General features: G+C 42.2%; 18 protein-coding genes. 5 read left to right on the top strand and 13 right to left on the bottom strand.

Going from position 1 to position 21011, the window contains the following annotated elements:
- Positions 1-2: 2 nt before the first annotated feature.
- From MFLO_RS07620 to pbpD1, 5 genes are all read right to left on the bottom strand, one after another.
- On the bottom strand, positions 3-479 hold the full coding sequence (locus MFLO_RS07620; RefSeq protein ID WP_036097352.1) for a PTS sugar transporter subunit IIA: 477 nt from the start codon (positions 477-479) through the stop codon (positions 3-5).
- 14 nt (positions 480-493) lie between these two features.
- The gene (locus MFLO_RS07625; protein WP_036097353.1) at positions 494-772 is read right to left on the bottom strand and encodes a PTS sugar transporter subunit IIB; all 279 of its coding nucleotides are present in this window, start codon (positions 770-772) and stop codon (positions 494-496) included.
- 17 nt (positions 773-789) lie between these two features.
- Positions 790-2214, bottom strand: a complete 1425-nt coding sequence (locus MFLO_RS07630) for a PTS ascorbate transporter subunit IIC (RefSeq protein WP_036097354.1) — start codon at positions 2212-2214, stop codon at positions 790-792.
- Positions 2215-2244: 30 nt separating this feature from the next.
- Positions 2245-3309, bottom strand: a complete 1065-nt coding sequence (gene ulaG, locus MFLO_RS07635) for an L-ascorbate 6-phosphate lactonase (protein WP_036097355.1) — start codon at positions 3307-3309, stop codon at positions 2245-2247.
- 233 nt (positions 3310-3542) lie between these two features.
- Entirely contained in the window at positions 3543-4883 is a 1341-nt protein-coding gene (gene pbpD1, locus MFLO_RS07640; protein ID WP_036097356.1) for a D-alanyl-D-alanine carboxypeptidase PBPD1, read from the bottom strand.
- Positions 4884-5349: 466 nt separating this feature from the next.
- Here pbpD1 and MFLO_RS07645 point away from each other — a divergent pair, with 466 nt between their 5' ends.
- Positions 5350-6066, top strand: a complete 717-nt coding sequence (locus MFLO_RS07645; protein WP_036097357.1) for a Crp/Fnr family transcriptional regulator — start codon at positions 5350-5352, stop codon at positions 6064-6066.
- A gap of 112 nt (positions 6067-6178) precedes the next feature.
- Here MFLO_RS07645 and MFLO_RS07650 read toward each other — a convergent pair whose 3' ends face one another.
- The 8 genes from MFLO_RS07650 to abc-f all read right to left on the bottom strand — a co-directional run bounded on the left by MFLO_RS07650 (position 6179) and on the right by abc-f (position 16131).
- The gene (locus MFLO_RS07650; protein WP_162148149.1) at positions 6179-7288 is read right to left on the bottom strand and encodes a GGDEF domain-containing protein; all 1110 of its coding nucleotides are present in this window, start codon (positions 7286-7288) and stop codon (positions 6179-6181) included.
- A gap of 375 nt (positions 7289-7663) precedes the next feature.
- Positions 7664-9823 carry a DNA topoisomerase III gene (locus tag MFLO_RS07655; protein WP_036097359.1) on the bottom strand — a complete coding sequence of 720 codons (2160 nt, stop codon included), beginning with the start codon at positions 9821-9823 and terminating at the stop codon, positions 7664-7666.
- Between the two features lie 27 nt (positions 9824-9850).
- The gene (recQ, locus tag MFLO_RS07660; RefSeq protein WP_036097360.1) at positions 9851-11632 is read right to left on the bottom strand and encodes a DNA helicase RecQ; all 1782 of its coding nucleotides are present in this window, start codon (positions 11630-11632) and stop codon (positions 9851-9853) included.
- 203 nt (positions 11633-11835) lie between these two features.
- Positions 11836-12114: a hypothetical protein gene (locus MFLO_RS07665; RefSeq protein WP_036097361.1), complete on the bottom strand. Its 279-nt coding sequence runs from the start codon at positions 12112-12114 to the stop codon at positions 11836-11838.
- 476 nt (positions 12115-12590) lie between these two features.
- Positions 12591-12953: a hypothetical protein gene (locus MFLO_RS07670; RefSeq protein ID WP_149022998.1), complete on the bottom strand. Its 363-nt coding sequence runs from the start codon at positions 12951-12953 to the stop codon at positions 12591-12593.
- A 147-nt stretch (positions 12954-13100) separates the two neighbouring features.
- Complete coding sequence (locus MFLO_RS07675) at positions 13101-13637, bottom strand: O-acetyl-ADP-ribose deacetylase (protein WP_036097363.1); 537 nt, start codon at positions 13635-13637, stop codon at positions 13101-13103.
- Positions 13638-13692: 55 nt separating this feature from the next.
- Entirely contained in the window at positions 13693-14370 is a 678-nt protein-coding gene (locus MFLO_RS07680) for a Crp/Fnr family transcriptional regulator (protein ID WP_036097364.1), read from the bottom strand.
- A gap of 150 nt (positions 14371-14520) precedes the next feature.
- Positions 14521-16131, bottom strand: a complete 1611-nt coding sequence (gene abc-f, locus MFLO_RS07685; protein WP_036097365.1) for a ribosomal protection-like ABC-F family protein — start codon at positions 16129-16131, stop codon at positions 14521-14523.
- A gap of 630 nt (positions 16132-16761) precedes the next feature.
- On the opposite strand from abc-f, the gene MFLO_RS07690 reads away from it, so the two are divergent.
- The 4 genes from MFLO_RS07690 (at position 16762) to MFLO_RS07705 (ending at position 20984) form a co-directional block, all read left to right on the top strand.
- Positions 16762-18216 carry a glycoside hydrolase family 1 protein gene (locus tag MFLO_RS07690; protein WP_036097366.1) on the top strand — a complete coding sequence of 485 codons (1455 nt, stop codon included), beginning with the start codon at positions 16762-16764 and terminating at the stop codon, positions 18214-18216.
- A 62-nt stretch (positions 18217-18278) separates the two neighbouring features.
- Positions 18279-18581: a PTS sugar transporter subunit IIB gene (locus MFLO_RS07695; protein ID WP_036097367.1), complete on the top strand. Its 303-nt coding sequence runs from the start codon at positions 18279-18281 to the stop codon at positions 18579-18581.
- Positions 18582-18673: 92 nt separating this feature from the next.
- Positions 18674-20044, top strand: coding sequence for a PTS sugar transporter subunit IIC (locus MFLO_RS07700; RefSeq protein ID WP_036097368.1), 1371 nt, complete (start codon positions 18674-18676; stop codon positions 20042-20044).
- Between the two features lie 64 nt (positions 20045-20108).
- The gene (locus MFLO_RS07705) at positions 20109-20984 is read left to right on the top strand and encodes an ROK family protein (protein ID WP_036097369.1); all 876 of its coding nucleotides are present in this window, start codon (positions 20109-20111) and stop codon (positions 20982-20984) included.
- The last annotated feature ends 27 nt before the right edge of the window (positions 20985-21011 follow it).

A 21011-nucleotide genomic window follows, 5' to 3' on the forward strand; every position in this document is an offset into this window, starting at 1 on the left:
TCTCACTCCTCATGTACATATTTGGATAAATCTGCTTGGTCAATGAGCTGTAAAACTTCTTCTGGGGATTGGACATTCTTTAGTTTTGCAATAATATCTGGGGTCTCAAACAGTGCCACAATCTGTGGAATGGCTATCCCTGTATGAATTTCACTGGAAGTTGCCGCAAGCGCAAGCAGCACTTCGACTTTCTTGCCGTCAGAAAAAGCAACCGGATTTTCCAAAGTTACTAAGCTGAATGCATCTCGATTAACGCCGTCTTCTGGGCGGGCATGCGGCATCGCCATTCCGTCCATCAAGATATAGTACGGTCCAAAATGCTCGGTCGAGGCCACAATCGCATCCTCGTAGCGCACTTCGACAGCGCCGCTTTGGACAAGCGGCTGAACGGCTTTTCCCACAGCTTCCTGCCACGTTTCAGCCGTTTCGCGAAGCCGAATGGAACGATTTTCAATCAGTGATTCTTTTAAAGAAACCATACGCGCTTCCCCCTTTATAAACTTTCCGCTAGTTTTTCTTTAATTTCCGCATCGTCCATTAAGTTTTCAAGACCAACCAGTTTTCCTTTTGTTCGGCCGTCCAGCTCATGAATCAAATGTTTGGAAGCAACGACAATATCATAGCCGCTAGCTTGTGATTTTGCTTCACCGACACTGCAATAATCCACTTTAAAATCTGTCACTTTCATATCGCGTAGCGCCTTTTCAATTTTCATTTTAATAACCATGCTTGACCCCATTCCATTGCCGCAGGCCGCAAGAACTTTCAACATTTTATATTCCTCCTTTATTATTCAAGCCCATCTTCATAAGCTTGTTTACTTTTCGCACGTTTGTATTGGAAAATTGGAATTAGTAAGAATAGAATGACTAACGCCGCATAACCGATCAGTCCAAGTTTATCCATCAAAACACCTGCCCACGTCCAGTAAAGTTCAAAATCAATATTACCGTGCCAGCCGCCGAACTTGTAAAGGCCAAAGAACAGCACAGCAAATGCACTGACAGCGACTTGAATAACGCCGGAAACAAATGAACAAATTAATGCTGCGCGAGTTCCGCCGCGTTTATTGGCATAGATCGCGATGGTCGCGTTGTCAAAGAAAACTGGGACAAAGCCGGTAATAATCAGCACAGGCGAGTGAAACAATATTAATCCGATGATCGTAATAAACTGCCCTATTGCTCCAGCGATAAAGCCGAATAAAATGGCATTCGGCGGCGCAAAATTATATGTTGCCGCACAGTCTACTGCTGGAAGTGCCCCTGGCAGTATCCGGTTTGAAATTCCTTGAAAGCTGCTCGTCAGTTCAGCAACGAACATCCGAACCCCTTGCATCAAAATGGCTAGGTACACAGCGAACATCAGCGACTGCTGAATAATGTAAATAGGGAAAGAGGTCGTCGCCGTAAACGCAGGGTTAATACTTCGCAAATAATCCTCGCCGAGAATGACCATGATAACGCCGAAAAAAAGCAGCATCAGCGTTCCGGTCGCAACAATGTTATCGTGGAAAATCGACAGCCATTTCGGCAGTTTAATGTTATCCAAATTTTTATCTTTATTCCCGAGCTTTCCAGCTACTTTGTCCGTCAGCCAGACAGCAAACATTTGCTGGTGCCCGATTGCAAACCCTGCATTCCCAGTGAGTCGCTGTGTCGGTCCAACGGTCAAATTGGAAGCAACGCCCCAGTAAAGTCCTGCAAGAACACCAACCATGATGGCACCTGTTGCGTTACGGAAATCTGGGAAGATAAAGAAAATCATCCATGTGATGGTTGCAGCTTGTTGAACCATAATGTGCCCGGTAATAAAAAGCGTCCTAACTTTCGTGAACTTCCGAAACAGCACGAGTAAAATGTTTAAGACAAAGCCGACGAGCAGCGCGATCATCGTCCACGAGGTTGTAAGTCCAACTGATTCAAGCGCTGCGTTTACGGCATTTAAGCCGAAATAAGGATCAATAACTGCCGCATCAAGCTTGAAACGATCGTTTAAGCCGGCAAGGATCGGACGAAATGTGGAGACTAACCCTGCCGCACCAACATTTAAAATCATATAGCCTACGGTTGCCTTGATGAAACCCGCGAAACATTCATAAATTGGTTTTCTAAGTAGCACATAGCCGACAAAAACGATAATTCCGATAAAAAATTCAGGTTTCTGGAGAATGTTATTGGCAAACCATTCAAAACAGCTCAGTAAAATGTCCATTTGATGTTGCTCTCCTTTTCGTTAAAGTTTTTATAGAAATGATGGAAACGGCAAGTCTGGTTCTGTCGTAAACGTATCATGGAAACCGCGGTCAAAATTGAATTCCAGCTTATCTTTGTCATCCGGATAGGTGAACTGACCGCCGACTTGCCAGATAAATGGCTTAAATTGGTAGCTCAGCCGATCTTTTTTCATTCGCCATAATGCAAGTATTTCTTTCGGATCAGCCGCAAAATTTGACCAGATGTCATAGTGAACGGGGATAACCACTTGGCTATTTAGCGATTCTGCCATGCGCAACATGTCAATCGAAGTCACCTTATCAGTGATGCCACGCGGGTTTTCACCGTAAGCCCCAATACACACATCCACATGATGCTCATTTCCGTGATGGGCAAATTGATTGGAATAATGCGAGTCGCCAGCATGATAAAGATTGCCACCGGACGTCTCAAATAAATAGTTCACTGCGATATCATCCATGTCTTGCGGAAGCTTGCCAGAAAGCGTCTCTTCCTCTGGCGCGGTTATCAAAGCTGTGCGGTCAAACGCTTCAAGTACTGTGATCTTAACAGCCTTCACTTTGATCGTGTCGCCCGGCTTTACAACAATACAGCGCTCAATTGGCACACCCCAGCTGATCCAAGTTTCGACAACTTGTTTCGGGCCGATAAAGGGCACATCGGCTGGTGTATTTTTAAGAACAGCTGCTGCCGCATGAATATCGAGGTGATCGGAATGAATATGCGTGACGGCAAGGGCATCAACACCGTGGATTGCAAACGGGTCAATCACAAACGGCTGAGTGCGAAGGTTCGGTTGAAGATTTTCGACACCGCTCATCCGCTGCATCTGATGTCCATGTTTCATCTTGCCGCTTCCATGACTGCGCTTGCCGGTGCCGCACCACAAATCACATAAAATATTGGTATTTTCATGTGTTTTTAGCCATATGCCGGTACAACCGAGCCACCACATTGCAAAGCGATTTTTCTCCACTTTCGTTTGTTCGATTTCTTCATTCAACCACGTTCCCCATTCGGGAAATGTGTTCAAAATCCATTTTTCACGTGTAATTTCACTAATTTGATTCATTCAAGTTCTCTCCTCTTCCAAAAAAGTAAGCGCTTTATATTTTTATTATCGGAAAATCTTGCACAAAAAAACAGACCAATCTTAGCACAGAAGGACTGTGCAATGCTGGTCTGTTCCAGTTATTAAAGCTGGGAATATAGCGTTTTTCCAAAAAAAATTCGTCGTTAAATTAAAACAAGGCTTGGAAAATTTGCTAAACAAATTTCCTCAAGCCTTGTTTTTTGCTGTTAAATTTAGTTAAACCAGCCTTTGACCCCGTCAACCACATAGTTGCCGATGCCCTTAAAGAAACCGCCAACAGCTTTTGCCGCGCGCGACATGATGCCTGATTCTTCTACATCTGCACCTGCTGTTACGGCTACAGTTTCAACGTTTTTCCCGTCCACATAGCCTAGCGAATCGCCGCCTTTAAGCGTAACTGTCATCGTGCCAAGTTTGTCGCCTTTTTTCACAGGGGCCTCAACTGTCTTGTTTTTAAGCGTTACTTTTGTTTCAAGATTTGGTTTCCCAGCTGCATTTGGAACAACAAGCGTTACGTTTTGTCCTGCTGTAAGCGGAACGGATTCTTCCTTGCCGCCGCTTACATCAGCCGTTTTAGGTTTGGCAATTTTACTGCCCTTTTGCTGTACTTCTGCCAATTTGAAATTACCAAAAGCATAATCGAGCATTTTGTTTGTCTCATCAAACCGAGCGCTATTATGTTGACCGCTACCTTTACCGCCATTCGCGTGTAGTACTACCGTAATCACACGCATTCCGTTTTGCGTTGCTGTCGATGTTAAGCACATTCCCGCATAATCTGTTGTGCCTGTCTTAAGGCCATCTACACCTTCGCGACCGTAAATCAATCCCGGAAGGAGCCAGTTCCAGTTGCTCATTGCAATGCGATCTGACGTTCCCGGTCTGAAATCTTTCTTCGTTATGCTGGCCGTTTTTAAAACTTCTGGATAGTCTTGAATCAAATGCTGCGCTAGTTTGGCCATTCCTTTAGCCGTCATTTGATTTTCCGCATTTTTATCGCCAACTTGCTGCATTCCTTTAAGATCCGAATTATTTAATCCCGTCGAATTTACAAAACGAAATTCACCAAGTTTCAATTCTTTTGCTTTTTTATTCATCAATTCTACGAACTTACCTTCTGAACCGGCCAATTTCTCACTTAGAGCAATGGCTGCCCCATTTGCCGAGTAGATCGCCATCGCTTCATAAAGCTCTTCCACTGTGTATTCTTCACCTAATTTGAGCGGCACATTGGATAAAGAAGTATCTTGCGAAATTTTGTGTGCATACTCGGAAATAGTTACCTTGTCAGTCCAGTTGATTTTTTTCGCTTTAATTTCCTGAAGAAGAATGTACTCATCCATCATTTTCGTCATAGATGCGATTCCGAGCAGCTTATCTGCATCTTTTGCATACAAAATCTTGCCGGTACTTTCCTCAATCGCAATTGCCGCACTGGCATTCACATTTGGAGCATCTGCTGCTAAAGCTTGATTTGGAACTGCTACTAAACTTGAAATTGCGAGCGCACCTGCAAGAAATGCAGCACCGATTTTCTTAAACACCTTATTCACTAAACCTTCTCCTTTACCTGAAAGCCGTAAATCGACTCATTTTATTCTATATCAATTTTCAATCTTCCTTTAAAAATTCCCTTTTCAAGATGAAAATCACTTTTCGTTCACACATGGATTTATTTTACCATGAATCATTAGGTGCGTATAGGAGATTATCGACATAAATCCTAAGTCACAATCATTCTATTGTTCTAGGTCAGATGTTCCAAAAGACCCTATTTAAAACTTTTTATCTAGTTTATTTTTTGTAACCTCTTTTTAAAAAAACCGCTTTGTATAGACCTTTGCGCAGCTTTAATCTTCCATCATGATTAGGATTTTAACTATTTTTTGCACTTAAATTGGAAATCTATAACATTTCCGTCACAAAAAAGACACATTTATGTTTCTAATTTATACTGACAGATAAAAATGAATCCGATTTCAGGATATAATTTAATTAAACAGAAAGGAAGTGTGTCTAATGTTAGACTCTTTATATGTACAAGAGGAAAAAGATTTACTAAAGAAAATCCTTGTTTACCTATCACAACATAAAGATCTCTATTATAAATTTGTAAAAGAACATGAAGTTCAACGTAATCACACCATTTCGACAAATAACGAGCATTTTTATGTCATCAAATCTGGCGTATTTGTCACAGAAGTAGCCTTGCCAAACGAAAAGAAGTATCCACATTTCCTACTAACCGATTACCAAGTACTCGGTCCTCACCCTGTTAACTCCGATCATTCCATCACACATCGCGCGCTAGTGCCGAGCACCTACTATTCCATTGATCAGGAATTTATGTACGCACACTTCTATGCTCAGCCGCATTTCTTCAAAGAACTGCTTGATATTATCGTCAAAAAACAATCTATTTTAACACAGAAACTATCTTTACTTCATATTAAGCCTGTTGCAAAAGTCTCCTACATCTTGTGCTTGTTGATTTCGATGCTATCGCTTGAAAAAGATCGCAACAGTTTTGAACTTCCGCCGTATTTGACCCAGTCGCTTGTGTCGAATTTCAGCCGCGTCAATAAATATACAGTTACACAAGTTTATCAACAGTTAACCGAAGAAGGATTGATCACCTCAAAAGGGCGTAAAGTGCTCATTAATGATTTCAAGCGTTTAAAAGCCGAAGTATTCAATGATTTTCCGCTTTACTCACCTCGGCTTATGACGATATAGAGAATAAAGGAGTACATGGGATTGAAAATGATTCAATCCTTTTTTTATAAAAAAATTCCAAGTAAGGCTTTTGACGCCGCACTTGGAATGCCAACTTATCTTGCTTCATAATTTATGCGCACTCCTCGTCATAAAGAACAACGCGATTGCGGCCGCTGTGTTTCGCACTATAAAGCGCACCATCAGCTAGCTTATACAGCTTTGTGAGCTGTTTTTTGTGCTTTTCTCCTGATGCAATTCCAATGGAAATAGTCACACCAATTTTTTTGCTTGCATTTACTTGAAATCCTTTTTTTTGAATCGCTTTACGTATTTTTTGACCAATTTCAAAAGCTTTATCAGAACAGATATCCGGTATTAAGAGACAAAATTCTTCTCCGCCGACTCGAAATAAATCTTCGCTATCACCAGTTGCTTCTTTCATAATCCTTGCAACTTCTTTTAGTACTACATCCCCCGCTGAATGTCCGTATCTATCATTAACTTGCTTAAAAAAATCAATATCCATGATGAAAATTGTCAATGATTTGATTTTATGATCTTTAGCAATTTCACGAATACGATTGCTAAAGGAACGAACATTTTGCAGTCCCGTGAGAAAATCTTTATATGCATATTCAACCTCTTCACGCAGAAGTCGTCGCGTTGTGATCATATCCCTTACAATCACACTAATAATAAACAGTGCAAGCGATGATGTAAACAGAATTATGACTGAAATCGTGAGTACGAACGGTTTTGCCCCGTAGTAGACCAATAGCCAGCCCGTATAAAGCGTGACACCAACCAGGTTCAGCAACATGAGTGAAGGCAGTTGTTGAATCTTGCTTCTTCGCAGTTTCACAGCCATAAACGTAAGAATGAGGGCCAACGACACAGTGATCGAAATTGCTACAAATGTTGCTGTAGAGAAACCGCCTGCAAGAAAAACTCTTAACACACAAGTAACGAAAGTTGCCATAATCGTGGTCGATGCGCCAACATAGTAGGCTAGCAATAAGAATACAACGAAACGCAAGTCCGCAAGAATTCCAAACGGCAAGTCAATCGAGAAAAACATTAAGCTAAACGTGACGATGGAAGACGTAAGCGCGATTGCGACCTTGGTTCGTAAAGAAAGTTCTAACACTTTTGTATTCGGGATGAGTTTACTTATAACGTAGCAGCCTGTTATGACAATAAAAACATTCGAAAGCGCATGCATGAAAATCTCAAATAACATTTCGTCTCCTTTCCATATCCGACCCTCTAAAATAAGTCTAACAAGAGGCCAAACAAGCGCGCAATCCAAAAACGGCAGCAAAACCCACCAATTATTCTCGTTGTTCACAATTGACATATTTTATTTTCACCTAAAAAACGGCTTCCTGCTTTTATTTAAGCCATTTCTGTTAAAAAGACAGAAAAATCCAATTTATTAAGCGTCATAAATCACACCTTACTACACAAATAATGCTTTCGCCATTTTTCAGCCTTTCAAGTTACGAATGCCACAAAACGCTCTGTAAATGACCCTTTTCTCATCATCAATTTTAACCCCACTAGTAACAAAACGAAAAATAGGATGCACGCCGGGGGCGTGCATCCTATTTTTTCGCTATTTATCCAATTTCAGCTTTGCAAGTGCTTCTGCCATTGGATTATTAAACGGCTCTTCCTCCGTCTTATTTTGCTTCTTCATATAGTTAGCCACATCACGTTTCGAGACATTGCGATTCTTTTCCTTACCGCGCCGCGCTTCAAACGCCGAGAGCTTCTCACGATAACCACATGTCCCGCACACAAAAATCTGCTTATCGCCAGACCCGCGCATCTCAAGCTTCTTGTGACAGTTTGGACAGCGTGCATTCGTCGTCCGCGAGAGCGATTCGCGGTGCCCACATTCACGGTCTTGACACACAAGCATCGTACCGCGTTTCCCCTTCACCTTCAGCATCAATTTGCCGCAATCCGGACATTTCTGCGAAGTGATATTATCATGCTTAAATGTCTTTTCATTTTGCTTGATTTCTAAAACCGCTTTTTTGGCGTATTCACGCATTTCGCCAGTGAATGCTTCTCCTTTTAAGGCACCTTTTTCAATTTGCGCAAGCTTCTGCTCCCATTTTCCAGTCAGCTCGGGCGATTTTAGATCCGCTGGCACCAGTTCCAGAAGCTGTCGTCCCTTCGAAGTGATATGGATATCTTTGCCTTGTTTTTCAAGTGAGAAACTATTAAACAATTTATCAATAATATCCGCACGGGTTGCTACCGTTCCTAGTCCGCCCGTCTCCCCGAGTGTTTTCGCCAGCGCCTTATCCGCCGAATCCATATACTTTGCCGGGTTTTCCATTGCCGAAAGCAGTGTCGCTTCATTAAATCTGGCTGGCGGCTTCGTCTTCCCAGTGTGTATCTGAATCCCGCGCACCTTGATCTCGTCGCCTTTTTTCACCTTCATAACCGTGTCCGCTTCATCATCTGCCCCGTAAATCGCTTTCCATCCAAGCGACTGCACAACTTTTCCTTTCAGCGCAAACGGCTCATCTAAAATTGTCGCTTTGACGCTCGTTTCCTCATAAACATATGGATCTGAAAGCACCGCTAGGAAACGCTTCACAACCAGATCATAAACCTTCCGTTCCCGGTCCGATAAATCTGCCATCGAAACCGCTTCCTCAGTCGGAATAATCGCATGATGATCACTTACTTTCCGATTATCAACAAAAGAAGCATTCGCTTTAATTCCTTTGTTCATAATTTGCCGCGCTGGTTTTGCATATTCGCCGCGACCACAAGCATCTAGTCTTTCTTTTAGCGTCGGCACAATATCTTCCGAAATGTAGCGCGAATCCGTTCGTGGATACGTTAACGCTTTATGACGTTCATAAAGCATCTGCATCGCTTGAAGCGTTTCTTTTGCCGAAAAATCATATCGTTTATTCGCATCACGCTGCAATTCTGTTAGATCATAAAGACCCGCCGAATGCACTTTCTTTACTTTAACCGCAACATCCGTCACCGTTGCTCCCGCTCCGCGCAGTTTTTTCTCAATGCTTTCTGCTCGCGCTTTATCAAATGTTTGACCTTCCTGCCATGTAAAGGTTCCATTTTCCGTTACCGCTTCAAGCGTGTAAAACTCACGCGGCTTAAACTTCTTAATCTCTTCTTCGCGGTTTAAAATCATCGCAAGTGTTGGGGTCTGTACTCGCCCACATGAAAGTTGCGCATTGTATTTCGTTGTGAGCGCTCGTGTTGCATTGATACCAACTACCCAGTCAGCCACAGAACGCGCCACCGCCGAATGGTAAAGATTTTCATAATTCTTACCGGGTTTTAGTTTCTTAAACCCTTCTTTAATAGCTTTATCCGTGACAGATGAAATCCAAAGACGTTTCACCGGTTTTTTCACCTTTGCATAATCAAGAATCCAACGCGCCACAAGTTCCCCTTCACGCCCTGCATCCGTTGCAATAACAATCTCCGAAACGTCGCCACGATTCAGTAGCTTTTTCACCGTTTCGTATTGTCGCCGCGTTTCCTTGATTGGAACGAGTTTCATTTTACTCGGTAAAATGGGTAAATCATTTAAATCCCAGTTTTTATATTTCGCATCATATTGTTCAGGATCTGCAAGCGTAATTAAATGCCCAAGCGCCCAAGTCACGATATAATTTGAGCCTTCCAAAAAGCCGTTTTTACCGTTTCCCTTCGCTTGAAGCACACGCGCGATATCCTTCCCAACAGAAGGTTTTTCCGCAAGTACAAGAGTTTTAGCCATTTATCAAAATTCCTTTCCTTAATCCGATTATTGATTCATCTTTTCATTTTGTAGTATTTGGAGAAAAACGCCGCCATATTTTTCCAACTTCACAGTACCGATACCCTTAATTTGAAGCATCTCAGCTTCCGTTTGCGGCAAGTATCTGCACATTTCCCGAAGCGATTCATCCGAAAAAATAATATACGGAGGAACATGATCACGCGAAGCAAGTTCGCGCCGCGCTTCGCGCAACAGTTCAAACAATCCGGCATCAACATTCGCCGTAATCCGCTGCGCTTCCCGCGCCGCTTTTCGCATCACCGGAAGCTCGCCTCGTAACACACTGACCGCCTTTTCCGTCAGATGTAGCGAAGGAAATTGTCCCTCTGCCGCCGCCAAAAATTTTTCAGCCGCCAGATAATCAATCAGCTGCAAAACATCCTTCTGCGAACGATTCTTCATAAGCCCGTAAGTACTAAGCGAATCAAAGCGCCACTGCTTCACCTTCTGATCAGCCGAGCCCGTCAGCACCTTTGCAATAAGCACTTTACCGAACCGCTCACCCATTCGTTTCACACATGAAAAGACTTGCTGCGCCTCGATCGTCACATCTGCCGCTTCCCGTGTATCGAGACAATTACTACACTTTCCACAGTCCTCACGCGTTTCACCGAAGTACTGTACAATATATTTTTGCAAACAAATTTCCGTATATCCATAACCCGTCATATCGCGGAGTTTTCTAAACTCATTTTCCTTTCGCTCATCCGAAAGTTCCGACTGCTCTATTAAATAATGCTGCAAATGCGAATCTTGCGGTGAAAAAAGCAGAATGCAATCGCTCGAAAGTCCATCCCGACCTGCTCTTCCCGCTTCCTGATAATAAGCTTCCATGTTACGCGGCAAATTATAGTGAATCACAAAGCGGACATTCGATTTGTCAATGCCCATCCCAAACGCATTGGTTGCAACGATCACGCTGATATCATCATAGAGAAATGCTTCCTGCGCATCTTCCCGTTCCGCATCCGAAAGCCCAGCATGATACTTTGCTGCCTTCACGCCTTCCTTCACAAATAACGCTTCAAGCCGTTCAACTTCCTTGCGCGTCGCCGCATAAACAATCCCAGAAATCGTTTCATTCCGCTTCACATAGTCCATCAAAAACCGGTCCTTATCCTGACCCTTAACCACTTGAAACCCCAAGTTATCTCGTGAAAATCCCGTTTTCACTATATTCTCTTGACGAATCCCAAGCAACTCCGAGATATCATCTGCAACCGCAGACGTTGCCGTCGCCGTAAGCGCGACGACAAGCGGCCGATTTCCCATTTCATTCAAATGCTCACAAAGCCGTAAGTAACTAGGTCTGAAATCATGTCCCCACTGCGAAATACAGTGCGCCTCATCAATTGCAAAAAGCGAAACCTCCACTTCCTCCAAAAGCGCTTTAAAACCTGCTGCCTCGAGACGTTCTGGCGCAATGTAAAGCAGCTTAATATCACCAGAACCTGACCTAATCAAATTGAGCCGTTCGTTCGTCTCACGTAGCGAAAGCGAGCTATTGATAAAGGTAGCACCGATTCCTGCCGCCTGAAGCGCATCCACTTGATCCTTCATCAGCGAAATCAGCGGCGAGACGACAATCGTAATCCCGTGAAACATCAAAGCTGGTATCTGATAGCAAAGCGACTTTCCGCCGCCAGTAGGCATAATCGCGAGCGTATCTTCTCCTTGAAGAAGCTTTCCAATCACTTCCTCTTGTCCCGTCCTGAAGCTCTCGTATCCAAATTGTTCTCGTAAAATGCCCTGCGCTTGCTGAATCACTTGAGCCTTCCTCCTTTTTTGCTTTACATTAAGTATAAAGCTTTTAAAAAACCAAAGAAAACCTTTTTCCTGAAAAACGAATTTTCAAGGCTACCTTATAAAAATCAAGTTCCCCTTAAAAATTTGTCCCTCAAAAAAACTGACCTCCAAAAGCTGCTACTCATACAGCCGTAGAGAGATCAGTTTGTCAGCTTCCATCCGTCTTAAAAATCATCCTTGTCGAGCCTTTCAACAAAAGTATCCGTCAGCGTATAAACGACTGGTTTCTTTTTGATCTTCGTAATGTAACCCTTGCTTTCAAATTTTGCGAACAGAGAATTCAAGCGTTTTCTGCCGACTTTCATATATTTTTCTAGTTCCGGCGCAGTGATACGATCATATTTATATTCAAATAAATAACTTTGGATGAGAAGCGACAAGAAATTTCGTTCTTTATCATCCTTCGTCAATTTTCCAACTTGCCCGAGCATAGAATCAAACAAGATTTTTTTTCAGTCAAATCTTTAATAATCGTTTGCTGCCCTTTTTCAATTTATATGTTAGAAAATGATCGAATCGATTATGGTATTCCTCAAATTGTTCTGTTTCACTTTTCATATAGCGTATTTTCTTCGAAGAATAGTATTTATTCATAAGCTCCTTCATACGAAACTACCACTAAAGCACTTTTTACACAATAATTCTGCACACCAAAAACTCCTTTTAGCACAAAAAGAAGTTTTTGAAAACAAAATATACTTAAAATAACTTGCGAACAAACAAAAAAGTACCTTAGCGGAAAAAGGGAGTAAACCGCTAAGGTACCAAAAAAGGGAGTTTTGGGATTTTCATTTCTTAGGGGAAAAAATGAAAATGTTAGGTTTGTTGTTAGCTTATGACTATATATTAACCTTGCTTGGCTAAATTCTGCTGAGGATAAAATGAAAATTCACTAAGAAAACGAATATGTTTCTTTCATCTATGATTCAAAAAAAAATGACCCTGTCCCAAAAACCACACATAATAGGCAAATAATTGTCCGCAAACAAAAGCTTAAATGATGTTCAACAAAGATCAAACCGATAATTGCGGCAAACGTCCATAAACTGTTCATCACAAACAGCGCATAGCCATCTTTCCCTTTACTAAAAATAATTAAAAGTCCTGCAATCACCATCATTGAATTAGTCACAAATCCGCCGATTCTTGTAATATCACTTGAAATGCCCAAAATATTATAACCAAAGTGAAACATTGTTGAAAGCTTTACATCCAAATAAAAAAATAAAAGTGCAATTCCGATTGAAAGAAAACCGATACCTCCTCGTATTTTCAGCACCATAACAAACACCTCTGAAGCCCTTCTTTTGATAGCCTCATTTTAACCGAAGATACACATTTTGAGTTATCACCTCCGATCAAAAACTTACAATTTTCCCACAAAATTGTGAAGCAAAAGCGGACAGTTCCACTGCCCGCTTGTGAGTTTTTATACTAAATTATTTTCTTTCAATTTTCTTTCATATAAGACATAGTTTTCGTCATCAAAACAAACAAAACGAATTTCTTGAAGTGTGGTATTCCCTAATTCAGCTTTGATCCACTCCTTAACTGTATAAACGGCCACATCTACAGCTAATTCTTTTGGAAAACGATACACTCCGGTTGAGATATTCGGAAAAGCAATACTCGCTAACAATTTTGATCCCGCAAGATCAAGCGACTTAAAATAACATGATGCCAGCTGATTGGCTTCTCGGCTTTCCCCGCCTTGCCAAACTGGACCGACCGTATGAATCACATAGCTTGCCGGCAAGTCATAGCCTTTTGTTATCACAGCTTCACCTGTTTCACAACTCCCGATTCGTTCGATAATTTTCTTGCAAGCTTCAAGCAGTTCAGGTCCTGCCTTTCTATGAATAGCCCCATCCACACCTCCTCCGCCAAGCAAGGTTGGATTAGCAGCATTGACGATAGCATCGACAGCTTGTTCTGTAATATCGCCTTTGATCAATTTGATTTCCACGAAAAAGCACCTCCTTCTTCCATTGTAAACAATCGAAAAAGAAAGTGCTACTCGCTTACAAGCGATCAATATCTTTAATTACCCAAGGTTTCGGTCTTACTTCCAAAATCCCTTCACAAGACAGCTTTTTAATAATCAACGCTACAAATTCGCGTGTCGCAGTTGAAAAACTTGCTACAATTGGCTGAGTAATGGCAGAAGGAAGAACGATTTCACCTGCTTCATTTTCTTTACCAAGCTGTATGCCAATTTGCTTAATGCACATTCTAACACGTTCTTCTTTTGAGGTTGTACTTTTCTCCAAATGACTAATTGTATCTTTCGACAAATTGATAAGCTCGTGAATAATAAATTGGTCTTTTACGTCGTACTCCGCAAGAATCCGTTCGAAGAAATAACGGTCAAGCTCCCAGCAAACCCCATCAGAAAGCGCCTTTACTTCACAGCTGGACGGATAGATTTGACCCAGCATATATTTAGAGAACATCGCATTTTCATTGAGAAAATTCAATATCAATTCTTTTTCCGCACAGTCGTCAAACCGAACTGTCAACATCAGCATTCCCGTAATTAAGAAAAATACTTTTCCGTTGCTGTCTGTTAGATCGAATATTTTCTGGTTCTTTTTGAAATAAATTGATTTGGCATACTTGTGAAATTCAGGATCTTGTTTGCATAGTGCTAAAATGGTATCTGATGAATACACTTTTCTCTGTTCTGTTGTCAAGTACATCTTCAAAATCTCCTTAAAATGTATTTGTTGAAGCAATCATACTTGATAAAACAGCAGATGTTAACACCTTTACTAGAAAAATTTTAAGGCTACAAGTAAAAATTCACAAAAATGACACAAATAAAATCTCAATTCTTCATTTTTTGTACCCTATTTCACCTTTTTCGCAAAATAAGTATAATTTCCATGAAAAAGCGTTAATTTTTTATCACTTAACAAAAGTATCTTCGAACAAATTTGATCAATAAAATAACGATCATGCGAAACCGTAATGACTGTCCCGTTGAACTTGCTTATTGCTTCTTCAAGCACTTCACGCGAAGCAATATCCAAATGGTTTGTCGGCTCATCCAGAACAAGCGTGTTCACCGGCTGGTTGATAAACTGTGCGAGCCTCAAGCGCATTCGTTCACCGCCGCTTAAATTCGCTACTTTACGAAAGACCATTTCACGATAAAACATGAATCCTGCAAGCATATTGCGTGCTTCTCCTTCTGTGACACCTATGCGATCGCGAAATGCTTCAAGCACCGTCAAGTTCGGATCAAGTTCTTCCATTTGTTGCGAAAGGTAGGCAATCTTGGCACTTGTCCCAACTAAAACCTCACCTGCATCAGGGGATACTGTGCCGACAATCATCTTAAGGAGCGTCGATTTGCCAGTTCCGTTATCGCCGATGATTGCGACGCGATCTTTGTGTCTGATATGGAGATCCGCCGCATCAAGCAGTATCTTTTCCCCAAAACGCTTGCTCACACCTTCAAATACAACCACATCGTCTCCGCTACGCTTCGACTCTTCAAACTCAAGGTTCATTTCTTTTTGTGTCAAAACGGGGCGCTTCACCTTTTCCATTTTCTCAAGCATTCGCTCCATGTTTTTCGCCCTTCTGAAAAAAGCATCGTTCGGCGGATTGGCTTGTTCGCCCCACTCGCGCAGCTGCTTGATTGCCTGCTTCATCTTCTTAATTTTTTTCTGCTGATCCTTATACGCTTGAAACTCGCGCAAGAGTCGCTCTTCCCGCTCCTTCAAATACCCTGAAAAATTTGTGTGGTAGGTAATCAGCTCCATGTTCTCAAGCTCAATCATCTTTGTTACTACTTCATCGAGAAAATAACGGTCATGCGATACCACTAAAACTGCACCACGATAGGTTTGTAAAAACTTCGTCAGCCAAATGACAGCAGTCAAATCGAGATGATTCGTTGGTTCATCAAGCAGCAGCAAATCGGGCTTTTCAAGTAGCAATGCGGCAAGGGCTGTTTTCGTCTTTTCTCCGCCGCTCAAATCATCCCACAACTTGCCGCGCAGCACTTCTATTCCAAGTCCTCGCATCACTTTCTCAATATCTGCTTGCATCTCGTAACCGCCGCGTTCGGCGAACTGCGCTAATAAATCGCCATAGCGTTCCATTACCACATCATTTGCATCTTCAGTCATTTGTTTTTCAAGTTGTGTCATTTGTTTTTTCATTTGCAAAAGCTCCGCAAAGCTTCGTTCCAAAACAGCTTCTACCGTTTGACCATTTAAGTTTTCTTGAATTTGACGCAGCAAACCAATTTTCGCATCTTTCTTCCAAGTTACTGATCCGCTGTTTACAGGCTCTATCCCTGCAATAATCTTGAGAATGGTACTTTTCCCTTCTCCGTTTCGACCGATCAGCCCAACGCGCTCATTTTCACCGATTTGCATTGAAATTTGATCCAAAATTAAATCCCCAGCAAAGTTTTTGGTTACTTGATTTAAATCTACTATTTTCATTTTTTTCTCTCCTCTTCATGCGCGAAGAAAAACATCAATCTATCTTTTAAAGCTTTTTAACACAGCAAAAAGACGTCGGACAAGCGCCCGGCGTCTTCATTAAGTCTAACTGATTAATGAGATTCATCCATGCTTCTCTTCTAATTTTCCAATTATGCAGTTACCTCTAAAAGGGCAGACTTATCCCCTTGAGTTCCCGCGATGGAAAAAAGCGCACGAACAATGTATAAAAATTCTACAAAACTTGCTTGTGCTTTAGAAAGAAACATCGAATCTCACCTACTCTCATTTTATCGTTACTTTAAGCATATCTTGGATCAAGATTTCTGTCAACGCTCCAACTAGTTTCTCGATTGACTTTCTAACGGAAGGATCAGCTGTTTATATAAAAAACGTGCAGCTATTTCACAACTTCGCCCCACTTTTCATTGATGAATTATTGGAGAATCACTTCGCGCTGTATCTTTCATAGCTATGAAACATCTTGTTTCATCGTTGAAACTTTTACCACTCATATGAAACATCAACCAGAAACCGCTGAAACTATTTACCAATGACTGGAAACCGTTTACATTGGAATTAACAAGAAACGAATGTTAATGTTCGTCAGTTAATCACGGAGGTGTCAACATGGAACATAAAAAATTAAAACCTTTTCCCGAGGATTTTCTTTGGGGCTCTGCATCAGCAGCCTATCAAGTAGAGGGAGCTTGGGATACAGACGGAAAAAAAGCTTCTGTTTGGGATAATTTTGTCAGGATTCCCGGCAAAACGTTTAAAGGAACAAACGGTGATGTCGCAGTAGATCATTATAACCGCTATAAAGAAGATGTCCGCTTGATGGCGGAGCAAGGGCTTCGCGCATATCGCTTTTCTGTAGCATGGAGCCGCGTCATTCCACACGGAAACGGTGAAGTTAATGAAGCAGGACTCGCTTTTTACGACCATTTAATCAATGAGCTCATTCATTATGGAATCGAACCCGTTTTAACACTTTATCACTGGGATATCCCGCAAGGTATTCAAGATGAATATGGTGGCTGGGAATCACGTAAAATTATCAAAGATTTCACAGATTATGCCGAGTTGCTGTTTAAACGCTACGGCGACCGCGTGAAATACTGGGTAACACTCAATGAACAAAATGTTTTTATCACACACGGATACCAGCTTGAGTATCATCCGCCAGGGATTTCTGATACAAAACGGATGTATGAAGCGAATCATATTGCTAACTTGGCAAATGCTTCAGCGATTGCAAAGTTCCGTGAACTCGGCATTGACGGCAAGATCGGACCAAGTTTTGCCTATGGACCAAACTACTCGATCGATGCAAATCCGAAAAATGTGTTAGCCGCGCTTGATAGTGAAGAGCTCAATTCCTATTTCTGGATGGACGTTTATACATTCGGCGAATATCCGATTGCTGCGCTTAACTGGCTTAAAGAGAATGACCTTGCACCAACGATTGAACCTGGAGATACGGAGCTGCTTAAAAAAGGCAAGCCGGACTTTATGGGCGTGAATTATTACCGCACGATGACCAATGCTTTTAATCCGCTAGACGGCGTCGGTTTCGGCAAGATGAATACAACCGGTAAAAAGGGAACTTCGGAGGAAAGCGGAACACCGGGTATTTCCAAACACGTCAATAACCCTTATCTCGAAAAAACTGATTGGGACTGGGACATCGACCCGACTGGGCTTCGGATTGGATTACGCCGAATCACAAGCCGCTACCGCCTGCCGGTCATGATTACTGAAAACGGTCTTGGTGCCTATGACTCGCTCACAGACGATTTGGAAATTCACGACGACTACCGCATCGAATACATCCGCGAACATTTATATGCGATTCAAGAAGCGATTACAGACGGCGTCGAGATGCTTGGATACTGCACATGGAGCTTTACAGACCTTCTCAGCTGGCTGAACGGCTATCAAAAACGTTACGGATTTGTGTACGTTGATCGTGATGAAACCGATGAAAAAGAGCTGGCACGTTATAAGAAAGACAGTTATTTCTGGTATAAGAATACAATTGAAGAAAATGGGGCGAATATCGCCGCAGAAAAACAAAAATAAATTGATACTGCTGCCGTTTCCTTGCAGGAGGCGGCGAAGTATCTATCTGGAGGTTCATTAAAATGAAAAAAATCTTACTTGTTTGCGCAGCTGGAATGTCCACTAGTTTATTGGTTGAAAGAATGAAAGCGCGTGCAGCAGAACTAAATATTGAATCAGAAATTGAAGCGCTGTCTATCTCAGAAGCTTCAAATAAGATTGACAGTGTTGATATCGTCATGCTTGGCCCACAAGTCCGCTATCAAGAAAAGCAAATTAAAGATATGGCGGCTGGTCGTATTCCTGTCACTGTTATTGATATGCTTGCTTACGGTAAAATGGATGGTACGGCTGTGCTCGATAAAGCACTGGAACTGATTGGTTAAAAAAGTTACATCACGCAACTTAAGATGTACATAAAGATTTTGCATCAAATTTGCCGCTTGTTAGCGGCGCGAAAAATGGGAGGGTTTTAAAAATGAGTTTAATGACAAACTTCGAGCGCGGAATGGAAAAATTCCTCGTTCCTGTCGCGAATAAGCTGAACTCGCAACGCCATATCGCTTCAATTCGTGACGCTTTTATCTTAGTTTTCCCGCTGATTATGGCCGGTTCGATCATCATCTTGATCAACTTCGCTGTGCTTTCACCGGACGGCTTTATTGCAAAAATTTTGTTCTTAGGTAAAATATTCCCGAACTTAGCCTCGGCCCAAGTTATTTTTGCTCCAATCATGCAAGGTTCCACCAATATAATGGCCATATTAATCGTATTTTTAGTCGCAAGGAATCTCGCTATATTCTTTAAACAAGATGAACTGCTTTGCGGTCTTACTGCAATCGGTGCCTTCTTTATCATTTATACGCCATATAAAGTAGTTAGCGAACAAACTTACTTAACCACTAAATTTTTAGGAGCACAAGGCCTATTCGTCGCTCTTATTGTCGGTCTTATTACAGGAGAGGTTTTCAGTCGTTTGGCACGCAACGAGCGCTTAGCAGTAAAAATGCCGCCGCAAGTTCCGCCAGCTGTTTCCCGTTCATTCCGTGTTCTCGTTCCTGTTATTATCGTCATGGCACTTTTCTCAGTACTTAACTATGTTATTTCACTCGTAGCTCCAAACGGGCTGCATGACCTTGTTTACTCTGTCATTCAGTCTCCGCTTAAAGACTTTGGAACTAACGTATATTCTGTTCTAATTATCGGATTTATTTCGAACTTGCTTTGGGTTCTTGGTATTCATGGTCCAAATACAATTGCAGCAATCCGCGATAGTATTTTTACGGAACCAAACCTTGCAAACTTATCTTATGTTTCTGAACACGGTTCAGCTTGGGGCGCGCCTTACCCGGCAACATGGGCTGGCTTAAATGATGCGTTCTCCAACTACGGCGGTTCAGGTATGACTTTAGGTCTCTTGATTGCCATCTTCATTGCATCAAAACGTGCCGATCACAAAGACATCGCTAAGCTTTCACTTGCACCAGGACTTTTCAATATTAATGAACCGGTTATCTTCGGTCTTCCGATCGTTCTTAACCCAATCATGTTCATTCCATTCATCGTTGTTCCAGCGATCACAACTTTAGTCGGCTACTTCTTTGTAGCAACAAAAATTATTCCACCGATTGCGTATCAAGTACCTTGGACAACTCCAGGTCCACTGATCCCATTCCTTGGAACCGGAGGAAACTGGCTTGCCCTCCTTGTCGGGCTACTCTGTCTCGCGATTGCAACCGTGATTTACCTACCGTTTGTTATTCTTTCAAACAAACTAGCAGCCTCTGATGCGGCATCAGATGAAGCTGTAGCAGAAAAAACAGAAGAACAAATGGAAAGCGCCAAATAAAACCGAAAACAGCTAAAATCAATTGTGATTTTAGCTGTTTCTTTAGCAAAAGGAGTGTTTATAGATGATTACAGCATTTGATATCGGCGGAACTGCTTTAAAGATGGGCATTGTCAGTCAAACAGGCAAATTGCTCAAAACCGAATCTGTTTCAATCACAAACAGCGATGGAAACCAAAATCTCGCTGCGATGCTCGACTGGAGCGAAGCGCACCCAGATTCTATCGGGATTGCAGTTAGCGCGCCGGGGTATGTGAATCCGAAGACAGGTTATATTACCATGGGAGGCGCGATCCGCGAATTTGATGAGTTTGACATGAAAGGCTATCTGGAAGAAAAGACGGGCAAGAAAGTAGCAGTGGAAAATGATGCAAACTGCGTGGCGCTTGCAGAAAAGTGGGTTGGAAAAGCACAAGATTTGGATGATTTTCTTTGCCTCACGATTGGAACTGGGATCGGCGGCGGCATCTATGCAGGCGGAGAGCTGCTTCATGGAGGTAGATTTCGAGCAGGCGAATTCGGCTACATGTTCAGTTTCCGGCCGGCAAGCGGGCGCGCTACAAGCTATACATTGAATGAAACGACAACGATGCTTACACTTCGGCGAAACTATGCACGTGAACTCGGGCTGAAACTAGAGGACATAACAGGCGAAGAGATTTTTGCAAAATATGATACACGCGATGCTCTTGCAACAAAGCTCGTCCAAGAATTTTTCACCGGCATCTCGATGGGGCTTTACAATTTGATTTACTTGTTTGACCCTACCCATATCTTTATCGGCGGCGGCATCACAAGCCGGCCTGATTTTTTAAAGGAACTTACGGATCAAATGGCGCCATTTGGACTGCGTGATACGATTCTTGATACCGTTTCACATAAAAATCAAGCCGGACTTCTTGGGGCAAGCTACCATTTCCTCACCCTCTATCCAAACTGAGCAAAACCCCTTTCGCGACGAGGTTCA

It is taken from the genome of Listeria floridensis FSL S10-1187, from assembly GCF_000525875.1.
Classification (GTDB): domain Bacteria; phylum Bacillota; class Bacilli; order Lactobacillales; family Listeriaceae; genus Listeria; species Listeria floridensis.

What these genes read in the sequence shown, in the direction of transcription:
- MFLO_RS07620 (WP_036097352.1), bottom strand. Translation starts at nt 479, where the DNA reads ATGGTTTCTTTAAAAGAATCACTGATTGAAAATCGTTCCATTCGGCTT.
- MFLO_RS07625 (WP_036097353.1), bottom strand. Translation starts at nt 772, where the DNA reads ATGTTGAAAGTTCTTGCGGCCTGCGGCAATGGAATGGGGTCAAGCATG.
- MFLO_RS07630 (WP_036097354.1), bottom strand. Translation starts at nt 2,214, where the DNA reads ATGGACATTTTACTGAGCTGTTTTGAATGGTTTGCCAATAACATTCTC.
- ulaG (WP_036097355.1), bottom strand. Translation starts at nt 3,309, where the DNA reads ATGAATCAAATTAGTGAAATTACACGTGAAAAATGGATTTTGAACACA.
- MFLO_RS07645 (WP_036097357.1), top strand. Translation starts at nt 5,350, where the DNA reads ATGTTAGACTCTTTATATGTACAAGAGGAAAAAGATTTACTAAAGAAA.
- MFLO_RS07650 (WP_162148149.1), bottom strand. Translation starts at nt 7,288, where the DNA reads ATGTTATTTGAGATTTTCATGCATGCGCTTTCGAATGTTTTTATTGTC.
- MFLO_RS07655 (WP_036097359.1), bottom strand. Translation starts at nt 9,823, where the DNA reads ATGGCTAAAACTCTTGTACTTGCGGAAAAACCTTCTGTTGGGAAGGAT.
- MFLO_RS07670 (WP_149022998.1), bottom strand. Translation starts at nt 12,953, where the DNA reads ATGGTGCTGAAAATACGAGGAGGTATCGGTTTTCTTTCAATCGGAATT.
- MFLO_RS07680 (WP_036097364.1), bottom strand. Translation starts at nt 14,370, where the DNA reads ATGTACTTGACAACAGAACAGAGAAAAGTGTATTCATCAGATACCATT.
- abc-f (WP_036097365.1), bottom strand. Translation starts at nt 16,131, where the DNA reads ATGAAAATAGTAGATTTAAATCAAGTAACCAAAAACTTTGCTGGGGAT.
- MFLO_RS07690 (WP_036097366.1), top strand. Translation starts at nt 16,762, where the DNA reads ATGGAACATAAAAAATTAAAACCTTTTCCCGAGGATTTTCTTTGGGGC.
- MFLO_RS07695 (WP_036097367.1), top strand. Translation starts at nt 18,279, where the DNA reads ATGAAAAAAATCTTACTTGTTTGCGCAGCTGGAATGTCCACTAGTTTA.
- MFLO_RS07700 (WP_036097368.1), top strand. Translation starts at nt 18,674, where the DNA reads ATGAGTTTAATGACAAACTTCGAGCGCGGAATGGAAAAATTCCTCGTT.
- MFLO_RS07705 (WP_036097369.1), top strand. Translation starts at nt 20,109, where the DNA reads ATGATTACAGCATTTGATATCGGCGGAACTGCTTTAAAGATGGGCATT.